The organism is Bradyrhizobium sp. INPA03-11B (assembly GCF_040446015.1).
GTDB lineage: Bacteria > Pseudomonadota > Alphaproteobacteria > Rhizobiales > Xanthobacteraceae > Bradyrhizobium > Bradyrhizobium macuxiense_A.
Genome location: NZ_JASGSR010000148.1, coordinates 1 through 18114, shown reverse-complemented (window position 1 = coordinate 18114; position 18114 = coordinate 1). Strand labels below are relative to the sequence as shown.

Genomic DNA, 18114 nt, shown 5'->3' with positions numbered 1-18114 from the left:
GACCAGGATCGGCTTCTCGATCTGCTGCGACAGATAGACTGCGGTCGCGATCTGCCGGCTCGCAATATAGCCTTGTGCGGCGAGGCCGCTTTCCACGGCCTCGATCGAGGCGGTGGGCCTGGTGTCAGCCACGAGGATCAGCTCCGAATTTGCCTTGGACTCGGACCTGTTCTGCGCCCGTTGCGGGCAAAGCACAAGGCTCGTTTGGCCCGCAACGGCGAGGAGACCAAAGGCTGGGGTTAGCGCATGGTTCCGAGGTATTCCGCCGAGCGCAATACCAAAGGAAGTGCGTAGCCCGGATGAAGCGAAGCGCAATCCGGGAAGGTTTTTCCCCGGATAGTCCGTCCCGGATTTCGCTGCGCTCCATCCGGGCTACAGAACGCCTATCGTGCCCACCGCTTGCCGACTGCCCTTACCCCGCGCAGCTCTTCACGAAATCCTTGCGCTGCGGGCCGACGATCTTCTGGTCGATCGCCTGCTTCAGGCAATCGAGATGCGCCTGCGCCATGCAGAGCTGCATCTGGTCGTGCCGCTCCTGACCCTTCAGCGCTTTCGCCGCGCTCTGGCAGGCCGCGCGCTTCGCACCAGGCACCGGCGCTGCGGACGTGCTCTCCTGCGCGGGAGCGGCCGCCGGTGCCGCTGCGGGGGGTGAGGTTGATTGCGCGAACGCTGCGACCGAGACCAGCAGCGAGGTGGCCGAGACCAAGGTGACGACGAGACGTTTCATGGGATGTGCCTCCGCGGGCATGATCCGGAGAAACGAGCATCGGTTTTCCGGAACGTCATGCTCAGACCAGGAAAGGATCATGATGCGATCTTGCGATCGCGCCGTGATCCACGGGGAGGCCGAAAATTAGAGGCCGCCGCCTGAATGCGGAGTGAATGTGCGGAGAAACCGCTTCATCTCAGCGTGAGGCCGGTCGCGGCTTCGAGCTCGGAGATCGCCTGCGCGGCGTTCGCGACCTTGATCGTGGTCATGCCCATCTCGCGCGCCGGCTTCAAATTGACACCGAGATCGTCGAGATAGACGCAGTTCGCAGGATTCACCTGCAGCGTCTCCACCATCATCCGGTAGATGCGCGGATCGGGCTTGCGCAGGCCGATCTTCGCGGACTCGATGACGTGGTCGAACAGCGCCATCACCTCGGCGACATACAGCGTGCGTCCGCTGTGGCTGCCGATTGCGTTCGACGGCAGATTGTTGGTGATGCAGCCGGTCTTGAACTTGGCCTTGATGCGTTTCAGCGCCTCGACCATTTCGGGGCGCAGGTCGCCCGAGAGCAGCGGCAGCACGTCCTTGCCGCGCACCTCGGCGCCGAGCGCCTTGGATTCCGTCGCGAACAGTTCGTCGAACGCGTCGATGCCGATCTCGGCTCGCTCGAACTTGGCCCAGGCGTTCTCGAGATGGTTGGCGGCGTTGGTGCGGCGGATGATGTCGATCGGCAGGCCGCGTTCGGTCTCGTAGCGCGCGAATGCCTCGAACGGCGAGGTGGTCAAGACGCCGCCGAAATCCCAGATCACTGCCTCGATCATCAATGTCCTGCCCGTTGCAAAGCGGCGGCTTCGCCTCGGGTCGTCCGGCCGTCTGGCCGAAGACAGGGAAACGCGCGTTACGCCTTCTTTATTGGAATTGCCGCCGGTCAGGCAAGCCGCCAGTTCGCGGCAAACTCCGCCATACGGAACGGGCTCACCAGACCATCGGAACCAGGCGATAACGCACGCGCCCGAGATATTCGGCATAGCCGTCGAGCTCGGCGGTGAGCATCCGCTCCTCCATCATCGACCGCAGGCCGAGCAGCGCCGCCATCACCGGCACGATGGCAAGGCCATACCAGGATCCGAGCAGCAGCGGCGTGCCGGCGTAGGTCAACAGGCCGCTGGCATAGATCGGGTGCCGCACATAGGCGTACGGCCCGGTGGTCACCGCGGCATGTCCGCGCTCGCGCTGGATCTTCACAACCGGCGCGGCGTAGCTGTTTTCGCGATAGGTCCGGTAGACGATGTAGAACGATGCGGCGATCATCAGCGCGCCGGCACATTGCAGCCAGACGGGGACGAGCGATATCTGGTAGCGCACCGCGTCGAGCGCCATCAGCGGCAGCCATGTCAGCCACAACAGCGGCATGATCGATGTGATGACGCGATCCCATCCGGCCTGGCCGCACACGGTTCGCCGCTCCGCCAGCAGTCCCGGATCGTGCCTGGCGAGCCAGGCCTCGGTGATCAGTCCGCCGATCGTGATCTCGAGCAGGAACAACCAGGCGCCGGTCCAGCGCACGGTGCCGGCCGCGAGAAACAGGAGTGCTCCGAGGCCCACGCATGTGAAGACGGCGCCGCGCAAATTGATGGTCGGATGATTGCCGTTCTCGTCCATCTCTCTCTCCGGCGAACGGCAACGGCCGCGCCACCGGATCGGGCGGGCCGTTGCGTTGGTAACGAATCGAACCGAGCCTCAACGTGCAAAGCCGGTCACGATCGGCGGGTCCAGTTTCGCGCCTGTCCGGAATAGACCTTGCTCGGCAGCGCACGCGCCGCCGGATCGAGCAGGATCTTCATCGCGGAGTTGAGTCTCTCTTCCGAACTCGGCGAGCCGTCATGGCGCATCTGCTGGGGGGCGCCGGGGCCCTGCGGCGGTGCCATGTAGGCCGACGTTGTCGGCGGAGCGGGCGTGGTGGCGATCTTCGGACGGGCGACAACAGCCGCTTCCAGCGGGCGCCGTGCTTCGGCAACGGCTGAGGCTGAGGCTGCGGATTCCGCCGGCGGCGGGGCGGCATTGCCGGATCCGGATTGGCGGGGCGGTCTTGCCATGGCATCGGCTCCATAGGTTGGGTGATGACGACGACCTCAGGTCTTGTCCTCGTCGGATGTGGTGCGTTTGGCGATGATCGGGTTGCGGTCGCTGATCGCGGCGAGCAGCGAGGCGTGGGTCACGACTGATGACACGACGATCTTCCCGGAGGGCTCGACCCGGCGACCGTTCTGCTGCTGTTGCTGTGGGCTCCTGGCGGTGGACTTCTGCATCATATCGGCCTCCTCGAGGATGGGGTGGGGCCCGACAGCGCCGGGCCCCGAGTTCGGCGATCAGATGCCGAGGACGCCGCTGAGGGCGGGGATCGCCACCTTTGCGATCCCGCCGAGGATGTCGCCCCAGCCCTGCGGGTTGACGGACCCGTTGACCGCCACTTCGGCAATCCGCTTCGGACCGCGCTCGATGCCCTCACACTGGATCGGGCTACGCACGCTGCCGAAGGTCTCAAAGTCGTTCCTTGCGTACATGTTCAGCTCCTTCTTTCGGTTTGAATTGACGGCAACTACGGGAGGTGGTCACCCGACCGGGGTCGCCGTCGCTGGACGTCGCCCAGGGCATCGCTCATCGCGTCGATCCCCTGGACCACGTGACGCTCATTCGCGCCACGTTCTGATCTCCTCCGGACGCAGAGGAGCAATCGCGTCAATAGACCTGCCAATACCGCAGCGGCCCGACCGCCACCGGCACCACGTCGCTGACGTCGATCGTGTACTGATAGACTTCGCGCGCCTGGGTCAGGACCTGCGTCGGGTTGAAGAAGCGGTAGGTCACGTCGTGGCAATCCGAGTCCGGCCGGCAAATGACGCTCTGGTCCACTTCAACGGTGTCGAGCCGCAGGCCCTTCTTGGCGGCCTCAATGAAGATCTTCCGCGTGTTGTAGGCATTCATCGCGGAATAATTCAGCGCGCGGTCCTGCGGCGAGAGACCGACGTTGCGGAACTCGTTGTAGATCCGCTCGAGGAAGCCTTCCGCGCCGTCCGGCCAGGGGAGTGGTCCGAACAACGTGAACAGATCCCATTGGTAGAAGCCGCGCCAATCGGTCACCAGCGTCGGCACGACGGTGCCGTTCAGCAGCTTGGTCGTGTTGGTGCTGTCGACCCAGCCGGCCATCGAGACCCGCGCGACGCCGCCCGGCGGCGGGAATGGCGGGTTCGCCGTCGGTCGTGCGTCGGCGTCGGCCACGGCCGCTGACGCTTTCACCACGGTACGGGCCGTCGAGGGATCGTCGCGAGAGACCTCCTGGTGCCACAGCGCCAGGATCAGCGCGGCGAAGAATCCGAGTCCGAACACGTCGAGCGGCTTGATCGCATAGATCGGGATCGAATCGATCGTCATCGTCCAGGTGATGGCGTCGGCGTCCGGGAAGTTGTTGCCAGAGCCGGCCGGCGCCGACGTCTCGCCTTCGGCCTGGTTCAACAGATAGCGCGCCATGATCGCCGGGTTGTACGGTGCCGAGGTGTCGCCGGAGTGGTCGCGATCCGTTCCGAACGCCGGGTCGCCGCGGCCGATCAGGCTGTCGCGCCAGTTGGCGATCGCCTGCACGAAGTAGTCGAGGCGGGCTTCCTTGCCGAAATCGTAGAACAGCCGGCCGATCGGGAAGGCGAGTTGACCGGTGGGCTCGGTCGCCGTGCCCCGCGGACGCATGCCGCCGCGACAACCGCAGCTCTTCTCGCTGGTCCGAACCGCGGGCGCTTCGTACATCGGCAGCGCCTGCGGCATTGCGACGGGAAGCGCGTTGCTCGGCATCAGCGCGGGCATCTGCTGCGGCTGCAGCCAGGTTTGCGGCATCATGCCGGCGGTTGGCATCGCCATCTGCGGCATCATCATCGGCGGCATGACCATCTGCGGAGCCGGTGCCGGCATCCAGGCCATGTCGCCGCCCGGATGGGGAGCGTGGTACGGATACGGCGCGGGCGCTGCGATCGGCGCGGCGACGACGCCGTGATCAACGGGAACGGCCATGGCCGCAGGTGCTGCCGGCGCGGTGGGCTGCGCCTCGCTTGGCATGATCCCGGCGCTGCTTCGCAGGACCGAGCCGTCCGGCCCGAATATGCGCGGAGCCGATGGTGCAGACATTGCTGATAGATCTCCCATGGAATCCTCTCTGGTTGCAGTTGGCTGAGCGGCGGATGACGGTTGGAGGAAAGGGCGCGCGGACACTCCCCAGAAGCGGGGAGACGCGGCCGTGGCACCCGACGGCATGACGGCGTCCGCCTGCTCGCCAAGCAGGGCGGCGACAGCCGCGGGAATATCGAGCCGTCCGGCGAGGCAGCGCGAGGCGCTGCCGTCGCTCCGGCAGGGCGCCGCGCTTTCGAGCAGCGCGGCACGGACGGCTTGCGGATCGGCCTTGCGTCCGTTCTGGCGCAGGCATGAGAGCAAAAGCGCGACGACGCCGGTGACGATCGGCGCAGCGAAGCTCGTTCCGGAACGCAGGCTGACGTTGCGGACCGGTGAGGCGCCGGCGATGTTCTCGCCCGGCGCGAGGATGCCGTTCTCGAGATAGGCGTCGCCGAAATTGCTGAAGGGCAGCGGATTGCCGGCCAGATCGCACGCGCCGACCGCCAGCACCGACGAGAGGCTGCCCGGCACCTGGACGCAACGACAGCCGTCATTGCCGGCGGCGGCGACGATCAGCTTGCCGGCGCGTTCGCAGGCGCGCACCGCGTCGACCAGAATGCGATCGGCCTGTCCTGTCGCGGATTGCTGGCCACTGCTGATGTTGATGATGTCGGCGCCGGCGGCGAGCGCCTGGTTGATCGCGAGCGCCAGCGTGCTTTGCGAGGAAGGCTCGATCTGTCCAGCTGCGTCCTCGCGATAGATCGAGAACACGGTCGCGCTGCAATTCGGCGCGACGCCGAGCACCGGACTGCCGGGTGTGCCCATCAGCACGCTGGTGACATGCGTGCCGTGCTCGGACTGGATCATCGGCGAGGACGGCGCGACGAATTCGCCGCCCATGGCGACGCGCGCCTGCCTGAGCGAGGGATGATTGAGATCGACCGGACCGTCGATGATCGCGATCTTCACCGCGGGGTCGCCACCCGACGTTCTCTGCCACAAGGCAGTCAGACCAGCGATGTCGGCAACTGGATTCATGAAATCAATCCTGGCCGGTCTGCTGCGAATTCGTGCAGCCGATCCGCCTTCCACGGCAATCTGCTTTCACGCAGCGAGCGATAGGAGCGGTGTGTCGCTGCGTTGGTGCTGTTGTGGCAGGTGTGCTGCGGAAGGCCTATTCGCCGCGGTGGCTCAAAAAGGATCGGGCCGATGATGCGGATCGAGCGATCCAGGAGATCGATCCTGCGCGTCGAAAGGTCGATCAAAGGATTTAGTCGGGATCGGTCTCACGGCGTGATGCGCACGCAACCGTGCAAAGCCGCGCCGCATCTGAGCACCAATGCGTGCACGTGCTGCGATCAACCGAATACGGAATTCAGGTGGCTAGTGTCCGTCGAGCTCGCGGCGACGATCGAGAGCCGGCGCAGATGATGCGATCCACGGCGCCTCGCGGACCCGCCGCATCGCCTGCGCCCGGCGCGGCAGGCCGAGCTTTTGCAGCACGTGATGGACGTGGTGCTTGACGGTCGCAAGGCTGAGGTTGAGATCGCGCGCGATCTCCTTGTTCGACATGCCCTGTCCGATGAGCTTGAGAACCTCGCTTTCGCGGCGTGTCAGTCCCTGGTCCGCGTCGATCGTATCGGTCTGGCGCTCCATGCAAAACAGCGCGCGCAGCAGGCCGCCGGAAATCTCGGCGCTGCAGGCAAGCCGCCCGGATGCGACGTCCGACAGCGCGCGGCAGAGTTCGTCGAAGCTGGCATTCCGGGAAATATAGCCGCTGAACCCGGCCCGGCCGCAGCGAACCACGTCGCGCCGGTCCTCGTTGAGGCCAAGCGCGACCAGGGCGATATCGGCATGTTCGCTCGCAATCACCCGCACCTCGTCGAGATCGATACCCTGTGTGACGTCGATCAGGATGACATTCACACGGCCGGTTTCGAGCGCCGCGCGCAGGCCGGCAAGGTCGGAAACCGCCGCCTCGACGGCAAACTCGGCGTGGTTCTGGAAACTCGAGGTAAGCCCCTCGCTGAACAGCCTGATCGGCGTGACGACCGCGATCCTCATCATTATCCTCGAACTCAACGAAATGGCGGATGAAAAGCCGTCTGGTGGTCGACGGCACCGGCATCCAGAAAGTCATGAAGGTAAGTATGCGGTATGCTGCCAGAGGTTGTATTATTATCGAGCCGAAATTACGGTCCCGATCCACGCAGGATCAAGAGATGCAGTTCACATTCGGGCGTCGTGCCGACGGCACCATGCACGGTCCGATGTCTCGGATGGCGCCGCAAAGCGACGATACGAAGCGCGTGCGCACCAGAAGCTGCGGGAAATCCGGCGGTGACTTCAACGCCGTAGTCATCGGCGGCTAGATATTTAGATAATTGACGCATGCAAGCGCGGATGCTCTGTACAAGATTGCGTGTTCACCGGGGCCGAGTGTGAGCGACGCCATGCCGCGCCTCGGATGTGCTCAATTCCGATGCAGATCGACGGGGTTCCATGACGAATTTGATTCGAGCGACGGCCTTTCTGACCATGCTGACGGCAACGCCGGCCTTCGCCATCGTCGGTGGCGGCGCGCCGTCGACCGACGGCGTCGCGCGCTCCGTCGTCACCATCGTCGGCTCGCGTGGCAATTTCTGCACCGGCGCGCTGATCGCGCCGAAGGTGGTGTTGACCGCGGCGCATTGCGTGCAGCCCGGCGCCGACTACAAGATCGTCGAGTACGGCGCGGACCGGCAGCCCAAACTGCAGGACGTCAAGACGGTTGCGATCCATCCCGGCTTCCGGATGCAGGCGATGATCAATCATGTCGCGACCGCCGATGTCGCGCTGCTGCAACTTGCGGTGTCTTCCGCAGGCAAGGCGCCGGCCACACTCGGCATGCCCAACATTCCGATCCAGGTCGGCGGCCGCTTCACCGTCGCGGGCGTCGGTGTCACCGTGCGCGGCGACGGCAAGAGCGGCGGCAGCATTCGCGTCGCCGGCCTGATCGCGAGCGGCAAGCCCGGCACGCTGCAGATTCGTCTCGTCGACCCGGTCGGGCAGGGCGTGCGTGACGGGCTCGGCGCCTGTACCGGCGATTCCGGCGCGCCCGTGTTCGAGGACAAGCAGAGCGGGCCGGTCATCGTCGGCGTGGTGAGCTGGTCCACCGGCCCGAACGGCACCGCCGGCTGTGGCGGCATCACCGGCGTGACGCCGCTCACGCTCTATCGCGACTGGGTGATGCAGACAGCGCTGCAGTGGGGCGCGAGCTTCTAGCTTCACCTCGCCCCGCTTGCGGGGAGAGGTCGGATCGCATCGTCAGATGCGATCCGGGTGAGGGGGTACAGGTCTCTCGTCTCGCGCCGCCTCGTGGAGATAGTCGCTCACCCCAACCCTCTCCCCGTAAGAACGGGGAGAGGGAGCAGAGTTCAATGCCCCGCGGCCTTGTTCGCGGCGGCGTTGTTCAGCACGATCAGGCCGTCGACGGCGACGCCGAGCTTGCTGTTGATCAGGAAAGGGTTGACGTCGATCGAGGCGATGCGGCCGTTGGCGTCGGCCATCAGGTTGGAGAGCCCCACCAGCGCCTTCACCGCGGACGGCTCGTGCAGCGCGGGCTTGCCGCGATAGCCCTTCATCTTGACGCCGGCCTTGGTCTTGGCGATCAGCTCCTTTGCCTCGGCAGCGTCAAGCGGGGCACCGGCCAGCGCCACGTCCTTCATCAATTCGATATCGACGCCGCCGGTGCCGAACAGCACCACGGGGCCCATCTCGGCATCGAGCGAGGCGCCGACCACGAGCTCGAGGTCGGCCTTGACCTGCTGCGCGATCAGGATGCCCTCGAGCTTCGGCTTGCCCTTCAGCTTCTTCACCCGCGCGGTGATGTCGTTGAACGCCTTCTTCACCTCGGCCGCGTTGGCGAGGTTCAGCACCACGCCGCCGATATCCGACTTGTGCAGGATGTCGGGGCTCACCACCTTGGCGACCACCGGAAAGCCTATCGCCTTGGCGATCTTCACGGCTTCCGCCGCGGTCTGCGCGACGTCTTCCTTCGAGATCGGGATGCCATAGGCCTTGAGCAGCTGCTTCGAGGCGACCTCGTCGAGCGCGGCGGCGCCGTTCGCGGCCCTCAGTGTCTTCTCCAGCACGGCGCGCGCCGACGCCTTCGAGCTCGACACGATGTCGGGCACTTCCTTGCGCAGACCGGCATATTCGATCAGCGACTTGATCGCGCCGACCGCGCGGTCGAGGCCCTGCATGACAGCGATATTGGGCAGCGACTTGCGCAGTCCCTTGGTAAAGTCGGTGAAGCCGATCGACATCGCGCTGATATAGATCACCGGCTTGTTGGCCTGCCCCGCCATCTCGTTGACGATGCGCAGGTTGCGCTCCCGCAACTCGTGCGGCGCCTTCGGCAGCTCGGCATCGATGATGACGATGTCGGTGTCGGGATCGTCGATCATGATCTTGATCGACTTCATGTAGACGGAGGGATCGACCACGGCCGCAAAGCCGGCGTCGAGCGGGTTGCCGACGATGCTGCCCGGGCCGAGCATCTTCGCCAGCTGCTCGGACGCGTTCGGGCTCAGCGGCGCGAAGTTCAGGCCGGCGGAATAGAATGCGTCGATCAGAAGCCCGCGCTTGCCGCCCGACAGCGACACCGCCGCGAGGCGGTTGCCCTTCGGCGGATCGGCGTGGACGAAGCACTCGGTGGTTTCGATCAATTCATCCAGTCCGCGCACCCGGATCACGCCCTCGCGGGTCGAGATCGCATCGAATGTCTCGATCGAGCCGGCCAGCGCGCCGGTATGCGCCATCGCCGCGGCGCGGCCGCCTTCGGAGGCGCCGAGCTTGAGTGCGATCACCGGCTTGCCGGCGGCGCGCGCGGCCTTGCAGGCGTCGCGGAACACCTTGGTGTTCCTGACGCCTTCGAGATAGACCACGATGACGCGGATGCTCGGATCGGCGGCGAAATAGCTCATCAGGTCCGGGGTCTCGAGGCCGGATTCGTTGCCTGTCGTGACCATGTAGCCGACGCCGACACCGCGATCCTCCAGCGCCTGGCGGATCGCCATCACGATCGCGCCGGATTGGCCGGCTATCGCCACCGCGCCCGGCTCCATGGTGACGATGCGGTCGTCGATGTTGGTGAATAGGTTCTCGCCGGCGCTGAGATTGCCGAGGCAGTTCGGACCGGTGACGGCAAGCCCGGTCTCCTTGATCGCCTGCTTCAGCTCGACCGCGAGCCGCTGGCTCTCCTCGTCCTGCAATTCGCTGAAGCCTGACGTGACGATCGTCGCAGAGCGCGCGCCGGCGGCGGCTGCGTCGCGGATCACCTGCACGGCGAATCGTGCCGGCACCAGCACCAGCACATGGTCGGGCTTTTCCGGAAGGCTGGCAAAATCCTTGTAGCAGGTGACGCCCCAGATGGTTTCGCGCTTGGCGTTGATCGGAAACAGGCCGCCGGCATATTTGTACTTGATCAGGTTGTTCCAGATCCGTTCGGCGTAGTTGCCGGGCTTGTCGGTGGCGCCGACCAGCACGATGTTGCGCGGGTGCAGCATCGCGTGGATGCTCTTGACGATGTCGCTGGCGTCAGCGGGCGGCGCCCATTTGTGGGACACATGAGACGCGGTGCTTGCGTAAGCTTCCATGGAGCCTGCCCTTATCCTTGTTCTGCTTGTTTCCTCTGGCCCACGGTGCAGCACCGCAGGACGCGATTTTTCATTGTTTTTATGGCGAGGGAAAGGGGGTAGCAACTCACGCTGGCGCAAGTCAGGGCATCGCTTGCAATATCCCGGCAGGCGCAAAATCGATGCGCGTCAGGAACCCGATTCGGGGCGGCTCGAATCGGATTCGAGCGCTAGTCCGGTTCGATCATGGTTGCGTGCAACAAATAGCGCTCAGGCCCCGACGTCAGCGCGTCGAACGGCCAGCAGGTCGACAGCACGAGCTCATACCGGCCGGTAAGCAGGTCGATGCCGGATTGATCGAAGCGGACGACCGCGCTGCGATCGGCCCGGTAGCGAAACAGCCTGCCGTCGCTCCTCGTGACGTCGATCTCGTCGCCGATTGTGACATCTTTCAGAAACCGGAAATGGGTGTCGCGATGCGCGGAATAGACCGCGACGCCGCGCTCGCCGGCATCGACGCTCTGCTCGACATGGCCGGGGCCGAACGCCAGCGCCTGGCCGCTGCTGCCGGCGAGCACGATCGCGGAGGCGTGCAGGCGCTTGATCTCGATCCGGGCCACCGGCCAGGTATCGGCCCAGCTCCACGGCTTCACGGGATGGCCGGTCGCGATGCTCTGCGCGAAGGCGCGCTCCAGCAGCACCTGCGCGAGCAGCGCCTTGGCATGGATATAGGCGCCCTGGCCGAACAGGATCAGGCCGATGAGGGCGAAGGCGAGGGATGGGATGAAGCGGCGCATCTTGATTCCTTCTGCCGTCATTCCGGGGCGATGCGCAGCATCGAACCCGGAATCTCGAGATTCCGGGTCTGGTCCTTCGGACCATCCCGGAATGACGTCGATGAGAAGTGGCGCGCGCGGCCCCTGGGGGACGGGTGGGAAGGCCGCGCGCGCTCTTGGAAAGGAGGAGGTCGGGGGGGGCACCTCCTCCTTTCATCCGACGTCATTGGGGCGACGTCTGACGCCGGTTGAACACCAGAAGCAGAAGGCTGACCGTGAGCAGGATCACACCGGCGATCATCTTCAATTCGGCATCGGTCGCGGTCTTCGGCAGCTGGATGGTGCCGGGACGTTGTGTTGCGACCGGCGACTGCTTCAGCGCGGCAAGCTGCATCTTGCCGTTGCCTGCCTCTGCGCGACGTTCGCCCGGTGCAGCCGGCAGGCTCGGACGCTCGCCGAACACTTTTGCGAAATCCCAGCCGGCGGGCAGGTTGAGCGGCAGCTCGGATAGCTTCAGCGGCTCGCCTTCGGGGCGGCTCGGCGTCTTGTCGACGGCGACGAGGCTGGTCAGCCGCGTCACGAGCTGGTGCTCCAGCGCCAGCGCAAGGATGGTCTTGTCGGCATCCTCCGGGTTCGCCTGCCGCATGGTGCGCCCGACCTCGGCATCCGCGATCTTGCGGCGTGCCCACAGCTTGGAGAGGCCCTTGCCTTCGGCGGCATTCGCAAGCGGCAGCGTCACGCTCCACGGACGGTCGCCGATGCGGCCCTTGATCTCGACCGAGCCGGCGATCTTGTCGAGCTTTGCGGCCAGCACAAGCGGCTCGTCGCGATAGACGTCGGGGAGCGCCGACGGCGTCAGGTCGGCCGTCGCCTCGGAGAATTTCGCGGACAGGTTCGTCGCCGCGGGATTCTCGAGCTTGGCGAACAGGTCGCGCATGCGTTCATCGACCTGTTCGACCGAGCCGATATGGGTGAAGGTGCCGCGGCCGAGTTCGGCAGCGCGCGTCATCAGATAAGTGTTCGGCGCCGAGCCGATACCGACCATGAAGACGCGTGAGCGGCCGCGCAGCGCGCTGATGGTCTCGAACAACTGCTGCTCGTTGCCGATCGCGCCGTCGGTCAGGAACACGACCTGGCGGACATGGTCGGCGTCGTCATGGTTGGTGTCGGACAGCGCCGCGCGCATTGCCGGCACCATCTCGGTGCCGCCGCGTGCCTGTATCGCGCTGACGAAGGAGGTCGCGTTGCCGATATTGGCGCTGTTGGCGGGGACTGGCGATGCGAACAGCCTGTCCATGGTGTCGTCGAAGCGGATCACGTTGAAGCGATCGGTCGGCTGCAGGCGGCCGAGCGCGTAAGTGAGGCTCGCCTTGGCCTGGATGATCGAGGTGCCGCCCATCGAGCCGGAATTGTCGATCACGAAGATCACTTCGCGCGGCAACGGCTTCTGCCGCGCCTGCTCCACCGATGGCGGCGTGACGAAGGCCAGCAGATAGTCGGAATTGCCGACATGCTCGCGGAACAGCCCGACCGACGGCGCCTTCTCGGCAATCGGCTTCCAGGTCAGCTCGAAATCGCGATCGGCCGGCACTGGGCCTTCGGCAAGCTTGACGACGCGCGTGGTGCTGTCGGGGGTCTCGATCTTGACCTGGTGGAAATGGCTTTTCACCTCGCCGAGCGGGAAGCCGGCGTTGAGATGCACCGTGATGTTGGTCGGATTGATCGGCGCGTTGGTGGCAGGATCGAGCACCTCGGATGAGATACGATCACGATCCGGCACCGGATCGGTTGACGTGGCGCCCCAGCCGTTGCCATCGGCACGGAGGTCGACGCTCTGCACGACGGGGCGCGGATTGTAGCGCGGGCCGATCACCATCGGTACCCGCAGCGAGAACTCGTTGCCGTTCTGCTGCACCGGCTCCTGATATTCGATTTGCACCAGCACGGTTTCGCCGGGACCGATATTGGCGACCGAGTTGGTGAAGATGTTCGGCCGCTCCTGCTCGGTGAGCGCGGCCTTCTGGCCGCTCTGCTTGGCCTGCTCGTAGATGGCGCGGGCCTGCTGCCGCTCCTTGATGTCGCCGACCACGATGCGATCGCCGACCACCATCTTCAGCGTATCGACCGCGCCGCCCGCCGGCAGCGGATAGACATAAGTCGCCTCCACCCAGTCCTTGGTCGGGTTGCGGAAGATCTGCGTGACGCGGGCGCGCACCGTCGGGCCCGACACCGTGAGGTCGACATCGACGCCGAGCCTCAGCGCATCCCTGTAGCCGTCGTCGGTCTTGAACAGCAGCGAGCCGGAGCGCGCATCACTCGGCCGCAGCACCGCCTGTTGCGGCAGCTCGGCCGACCATACCGGATCGAAACTCAGAAACAGCGCCGCAAAGCCGATCACCAGCGCGGCCACGCCTTCCACCAGGAAGAACAGCGCGATGCGCATCCTGCGCGACAGGCGTATCTGCGGGCTGCTCTCACATGCATCGTAAATCGTCATTGTCGTCACTCCCGAGCGAGACTTTCGCTGCTTCGCAATCATGGAGAGCGGCGGTTTTGGCGCGAGCAGAATGATCGGCAATGATTGGCCGCCGTCCGGCGCGGCCCGCCGCCGGCCAAGGCGGGTTTGTGCGGTTTTGTGATGGATTGTCCGGTCTGCTAGACTGCGCGGAATCAAGGGGAACCGGGCAGGAATCAGAATGCCGACGCCTGACAAGCAGCTTTCGGCTGAGCAGAGCCAGCAGGTCGCGGAGACCATCCGCGAGGAAATCGCGCGCCGCCGCATCTCGCGGCAGACGCTGGCTGAGCAGGCCAAGCTCAGCCTGTCGACATTGGAGAAGGTGCTCGGCGGCCGCCGCCCGTTCACGCTGGCGACCACCGTTCGGCTCGAGCAGGCGCTCGGCGTCTCCTTGCGCAAGCTGCCGGAGGCGATCACGGTGGCGGCGCCCGCCAATGGCGGGATCGCGCCCGACAGCCTTGGATCCTATTCGCGTCGCTCGGTGGCGCGGATCGAAGGGACTTACATCACGGTGCGGCCGTCGTTCGGCGAGCCGGGCGCGTTCTATGCCTATCGCACCGAGATCGCCTGGGACGACGCGTCGTCATCGCTCGGCTTCCGCGAGGGCGAGCGGCAGGACGCCGACTACACCCAGTATGGCGAGGTCGCGGTGCCCAATGAATCCGGCTTCGTCTATCTCGTGACCAACAGGCACGGCCAGCATCGCGTGATCACGGTCTCGCGCCCGCGCAATTCCGGCGAGATGTACGGCATCATCACGACGCTGCTCGCCGGCCGAGGCTCGCTGTTGACGCCGGTTGCTGCGCCGATCGCATTCCTGCCGGTGAAGAACGTGCCCAAGCCGAGCCTTGGCCGGGTGTCGGCTGACGATGCGAACTACGCCGTCTATCGCGAGCATCTGCGCCGCACGATCGACGAGCCGTTTGCGATCTTCCTGCCGGGATAAGTCCCGCAAGATCACGCTGGGCTTGGGCGCGCGGGCGCAACCACGCCAGCGATCAGCACGGCCAGAATGCCCGTCAGGAAAATGCCGTCGAACGTGCCGGCGCCGCCGATCGACGCAATCGGCGCGCCCAGGCTGCCGATCTTGTCGAGGTTCAGCAGATCGGCGCCGAGCAGCGTCCCCATCGAGCCGCCGATATAGGCGAGCGGTGCGGCATATTCGCGGGACAGCAGCAGCGCGAGGATCGCGGTCGCCACGACAGGGACGAACACGGGCACGGCGATCCCCATGCCCCGCACCGGCGTGGCGCTGGCATGGACGATCGCTGCAATGACGATCGTCGCGATCGCAGCCCTCAGCCAGAGCTGATAGCGCAGCATCAAATAGGCGGACATCACGGCCGGGATCACCGCGCCGCCGACATTGACGGCGAGGATCGTGCTCGACGATGCCAGATAAGGCACGACATAGCGCATGCCGAAGAAGTCGACGATCTCCCCCGATCGCACCGGCGGGCCGGGCAGCACGGTGATCGGAATGTTGAAATAGCTGCCGATCAGCGAACCGAACAGCAGCAGCAACGCGACGCCGGGCCCGATGCCGAGCCGCATATAGGCATAGCGCAGGATGCGCAGCTGGATCAGCACCACCAGCGCCACGGCGGCGAACACCAGGATCGAGAAGAAGCCCGGCGTCAGCGGCAGATAATGAACGTGGGAATGCATCGGTTCGGCAGTCCGGGTTCGGCGCGGCCCTCTTGTTAGGTAAGAATTCTGGATAGGATCACAAGCAGGAGTCCCGTCATCCTGAGGAGCGCGTAGCGCGTCTCAAAGGATGCACGGCCACCAGCGGGGCCGTCGACCCTTCGAGACGCCGCTTCGCGGCTCCTCAGGGTGACGGTGCGAGAGATTTGCGGCTGACGCAATCCGTGAAATAACGAAGCCGCCCGAATAGGCGGCTTCGCAATGACGTTGGCGGAGAGCCCGGCGCTAGCCGCCGGTCTCGGCGCTGATGATGTCGCCGAACAGCTCCCACTGCCCGTTCTTGAACTGCATCATCTTGAGCTGCTCGACCGGCGCGAAGTCGGTCGCGCTGGTGTTGATCCGGATGCCGGGAATCAGCGTGTCGGGCGCAAAGTCCTTCAGGCTGGCGGCCTGCTTCATCACGTTCTCGCGCGTCAGGTTGTCGCCGCACTGTTTCAGCACCTGCACCATGGTCTGCGCCGCGGCGTAGCCATAGACCAGGTTCGCGTCCGACAGGTTAGCGCCCGGCAGGTACTTCTCGGCGAAGGCCATGAACTTCTTCATGCCTTCATCATTCTTCCACTGCGGGTCGGAGGCGTCCTTGAGGTAGCCGGCCGACAGCACGCCTTCGGACGCTTCGAGGCCGGCGGGCTTCATGACCGCACCGATCGAGATCGAGACGTCGGTCATCACGTGCATCGGCTTCCAGCCGATCTCGGCGATCTTCTTGATCGCCTGCGCGGCGAATTTTGGCGTCGAGATGTTGACGAACACGTCGGCGCCGGTGTCCTTCAGCTTGACGATGTGGGAATCGATCGACGGCTCTGTTGTCTCGTAGCTTTCCTCGGCGACGATCTTGACGCTCGATTTGTCGAGCACCTCCTTGAGGCCGATCAGGTAGTCCTTGCCGAAATCGTCATTGGCATAGAAGATCGCGACCTTGGCGTTTGGCTTGGCCTTGAGGATGTACTTGCCGAAGATCCGCGCCTCGACGCGATAGCTCGGCTGGAAGCCCATGGTCCATGGGAAATCCTTCGGATCGTTCCACTTGCTGGCGCCGGTGGCGAGGAACAGCTGCGGCACCTTCTTGGCGTTGTGATACTTCTGCACCGCGGTCTGGGTCGGCGTGCCCAGCGCGTTGAACACCAGGAAGACCTCGTCGCTCTCGATCAGCTTGCGAATCTGCTCCACGGTCTTCGGCGGCGAATAGCCATCGTCATAGGAGATCCAGTTGATCTTGCGGCCGTTGATGCCGCCCTGATCGTTGATCATCTTGAAATAGGCTTCTTCGGTCTTGCCGATGACGCCGTAGGCGGAGGCGGGACCGCTATAGGCCTCGACATTGCCGATCTTGATCTCGGTGTCGGAGGCGCCGGTGTCATACTTCTTTTGGGCAAAGGCGGCCTGGGTGGAGAGCAGGCAGAGCGCCGCGGCGGCGGCCAGCAGCGACAGTTTCGTGGTTTTCATAAAGGCAATTTCCTCGATCTATTCTGGTTGGGGACTCAACGCAACGAACCCATAGCCGGTCCCGGCAAACGGTTATGGGCAACACTTCTCTCGACATGGCATGAGTCGCGACACGCGTCCGTGCGATCAAGCGGCAGTATCGGTCGGCTTCGGCTGGCTGAACTGTTGCCGAAGCGTCGGCTTATGAATTTTGCCTGTCGCATTCCGCGGCAGGACATCGATGAATTCGATCAGGCGCGGGCATTTGAACCGCGCCAGATTGGCCTGGCAATGCGCGTGGATCTCGTCCGGCGTCAGCGTGTGGCCCGGCTTCACTGCGATCACGGCCATCCCGACCTCGCCCCACTGCTCGTTCGGGATACCGATGACGGCGGCTTCGGCCACGGCGGCCAATTGATGCAGCACGCTCTCGACCTCGGCCGGATAGACGTTCTCGCCGCCGGAAATGTACATGTCCTTCCAGCGGTCGACGATGTAGTAGAAGCCTTCCTCGTCGATTCGCGTGGCGTCGCCGGTGTGCAGCCAGCCGTCGGTGAAAGAGGAGGCATTGGCGTCCGGCCGATTCCAGTAGCCCGGCGTGATGTTCGGGCCCTTGACCCAGAGCTCGCCGAGCTCGCCGACCGTGGCATCGCTGCCGTCGGGCCGCACGATGCGCACTTCCGTGTGCAGCACCGGCTTGCCGGACGAGCCGGCCTTGCGCGCGGCATCCTCGCGGTCGAGCACCATCACCGCCGGCGAGGTCTCGGTCATGCCGTAGCCCTGCTGCAACGCCACGCCGCGCGCCTCCCAGGTCTTGAGCAGCGGCACCGGCATCGGCGCGCCGCCGACGCCGCCGATCGTCAGGCGGCTGAAGTCGGCGGTGGCGAAGGAAGGATGCTGCGCCATGAACTGGTAGATCGCGGGCACGCCGAAGAACACGTTGATGCCCTGCGCGGGATCGCCGATCAGCTTCAGCGCCTCGCCGGGATCGAAGGCGCGCATGATCAGCACCGTGCCGCCGGCATGCAGCACCGGGTTGGTGTAGCAATTCAGCCCGCCGGTGTGGAACAGCGGCAGCACGGTCAGCAGCACCGAGGCCGGCGAGATATAGGCGGGGCCGCCGAGATTGACGCAATTCCAGAACGTCATCCCATGGGTGATGATCGCGCCCTTGGGCTGACCCGTGGTGCCCGAGGTGTACATGAT

At 65.1% G+C, this 18114-nt stretch carries 17 protein-coding genes and 1 pseudogene; 3 read left to right on the top strand and 15 right to left on the bottom strand.

Annotated elements, in window-relative coordinates:
* The 9 genes and pseudogenes from QMZ05_RS36040 to QMZ05_RS36000 all read right to left on the bottom strand — a co-directional run.
* Positions 1-132, bottom strand: a pseudogene (locus QMZ05_RS36040) (MoxR family ATPase); the annotation flags it as partial.
* Positions 133-412: 280 nt separating this feature from the next.
* Positions 413-727: a hypothetical protein gene (locus QMZ05_RS36035; protein ID WP_353705073.1), complete on the bottom strand. Its 315-nt coding sequence runs from the start codon at positions 725-727 to the stop codon at positions 413-415.
* 173 nt (positions 728-900) lie between these two features.
* Positions 901-1533 carry an HAD-IA family hydrolase gene (locus QMZ05_RS36030; protein ID WP_353705072.1) on the bottom strand — a complete coding sequence of 211 codons (633 nt, stop codon included), beginning with the start codon at positions 1531-1533 and terminating at the stop codon, positions 901-903.
* Between the two features lie 154 nt (positions 1534-1687).
* A complete protein-coding gene (locus QMZ05_RS36025) occupies positions 1688-2374 on the bottom strand; it encodes an isoprenylcysteine carboxylmethyltransferase family protein (protein ID WP_353705071.1) in 687 nt (228 codons plus the stop codon).
* Between the two features lie 95 nt (positions 2375-2469).
* Complete coding sequence (locus QMZ05_RS36020; protein WP_353705070.1) at positions 2470-2808, bottom strand: hypothetical protein; 339 nt, start codon at positions 2806-2808, stop codon at positions 2470-2472.
* Between the two features lie 36 nt (positions 2809-2844).
* Positions 2845-3024, bottom strand: a complete 180-nt coding sequence (locus QMZ05_RS36015; protein ID WP_050419846.1) for a hypothetical protein — start codon at positions 3022-3024, stop codon at positions 2845-2847.
* Positions 3025-3081: 57 nt separating this feature from the next.
* On the bottom strand, positions 3082-3276 hold the full coding sequence (locus QMZ05_RS36010; protein WP_050419847.1) for a hypothetical protein: 195 nt from the start codon (positions 3274-3276) through the stop codon (positions 3082-3084).
* 175 nt (positions 3277-3451) lie between these two features.
* Positions 3452-5905 (bottom strand): S8 family serine peptidase, encoded by a 2454-nt coding sequence (locus tag QMZ05_RS36005; protein ID WP_353705069.1) that lies wholly within the window; start codon positions 5903-5905, stop codon positions 3452-3454.
* A gap of 345 nt (positions 5906-6250) precedes the next feature.
* The gene (locus QMZ05_RS36000) at positions 6251-6931 is read right to left on the bottom strand and encodes a response regulator transcription factor (protein WP_353705068.1); all 681 of its coding nucleotides are present in this window, start codon (positions 6929-6931) and stop codon (positions 6251-6253) included.
* Positions 6932-6960: 29 nt separating this feature from the next.
* Here QMZ05_RS36000 and QMZ05_RS35995 point away from each other — a divergent pair, with 29 nt between their 5' ends.
* Positions 6961-7239: a hypothetical protein gene (locus QMZ05_RS35995; RefSeq protein WP_353705067.1), complete on the top strand. Its 279-nt coding sequence runs from the start codon at positions 6961-6963 to the stop codon at positions 7237-7239.
* A 130-nt stretch (positions 7240-7369) separates the two neighbouring features.
* Positions 7370-8131 carry a trypsin-like serine protease gene (locus QMZ05_RS35990; RefSeq protein WP_353705066.1) on the top strand — a complete coding sequence of 254 codons (762 nt, stop codon included), beginning with the start codon at positions 7370-7372 and terminating at the stop codon, positions 8129-8131.
* Positions 8132-8283: 152 nt separating this feature from the next.
* On the opposite strand, the gene QMZ05_RS35985 is transcribed toward QMZ05_RS35990, so the two are convergent.
* The 3 genes from QMZ05_RS35985 to QMZ05_RS35975 all read right to left on the bottom strand — a co-directional run bounded on the left by QMZ05_RS35985 (position 8284) and on the right by QMZ05_RS35975 (position 13758).
* Positions 8284-10506: an acetate--CoA ligase family protein gene (locus QMZ05_RS35985; RefSeq protein ID WP_353705065.1), complete on the bottom strand. Its 2223-nt coding sequence runs from the start codon at positions 10504-10506 to the stop codon at positions 8284-8286.
* 209 nt (positions 10507-10715) lie between these two features.
* Positions 10716-11282, bottom strand: coding sequence for a class GN sortase (locus QMZ05_RS35980; protein ID WP_353705064.1), 567 nt, complete (start codon positions 11280-11282; stop codon positions 10716-10718).
* Between the two features lie 202 nt (positions 11283-11484).
* Positions 11485-13758 (bottom strand): marine proteobacterial sortase target protein, encoded by a 2274-nt coding sequence (locus QMZ05_RS35975; protein WP_353705063.1) that lies wholly within the window; start codon positions 13756-13758, stop codon positions 11485-11487.
* 199 nt (positions 13759-13957) lie between these two features.
* Between QMZ05_RS35975 and QMZ05_RS35970 the strand changes: the two genes are divergently transcribed.
* Positions 13958-14722 (top strand): helix-turn-helix transcriptional regulator, encoded by a 765-nt coding sequence (locus QMZ05_RS35970; protein WP_353705062.1) that lies wholly within the window; start codon positions 13958-13960, stop codon positions 14720-14722.
* Between the two features lie 11 nt (positions 14723-14733).
* Here the strand turns inward: QMZ05_RS35970 and QMZ05_RS35965 are convergent, their stop codons facing one another.
* The 3 genes from QMZ05_RS35965 to QMZ05_RS35955 form a co-directional block, all read right to left on the bottom strand.
* A complete protein-coding gene (locus tag QMZ05_RS35965; protein WP_353705061.1) occupies positions 14734-15444 on the bottom strand; it encodes a DUF1614 domain-containing protein in 711 nt (236 codons plus the stop codon).
* A 264-nt stretch (positions 15445-15708) separates the two neighbouring features.
* Positions 15709-16929, bottom strand: a complete 1221-nt coding sequence (locus QMZ05_RS35960; protein ID WP_353705060.1) for an ABC transporter substrate-binding protein — start codon at positions 16927-16929, stop codon at positions 15709-15711.
* A gap of 126 nt (positions 16930-17055) precedes the next feature.
* A partial coding sequence (locus QMZ05_RS35955) for a long-chain fatty acid--CoA ligase (protein WP_353705059.1) occupies positions 17056-18114 on the bottom strand: 1059 nt, incomplete at its 5' end.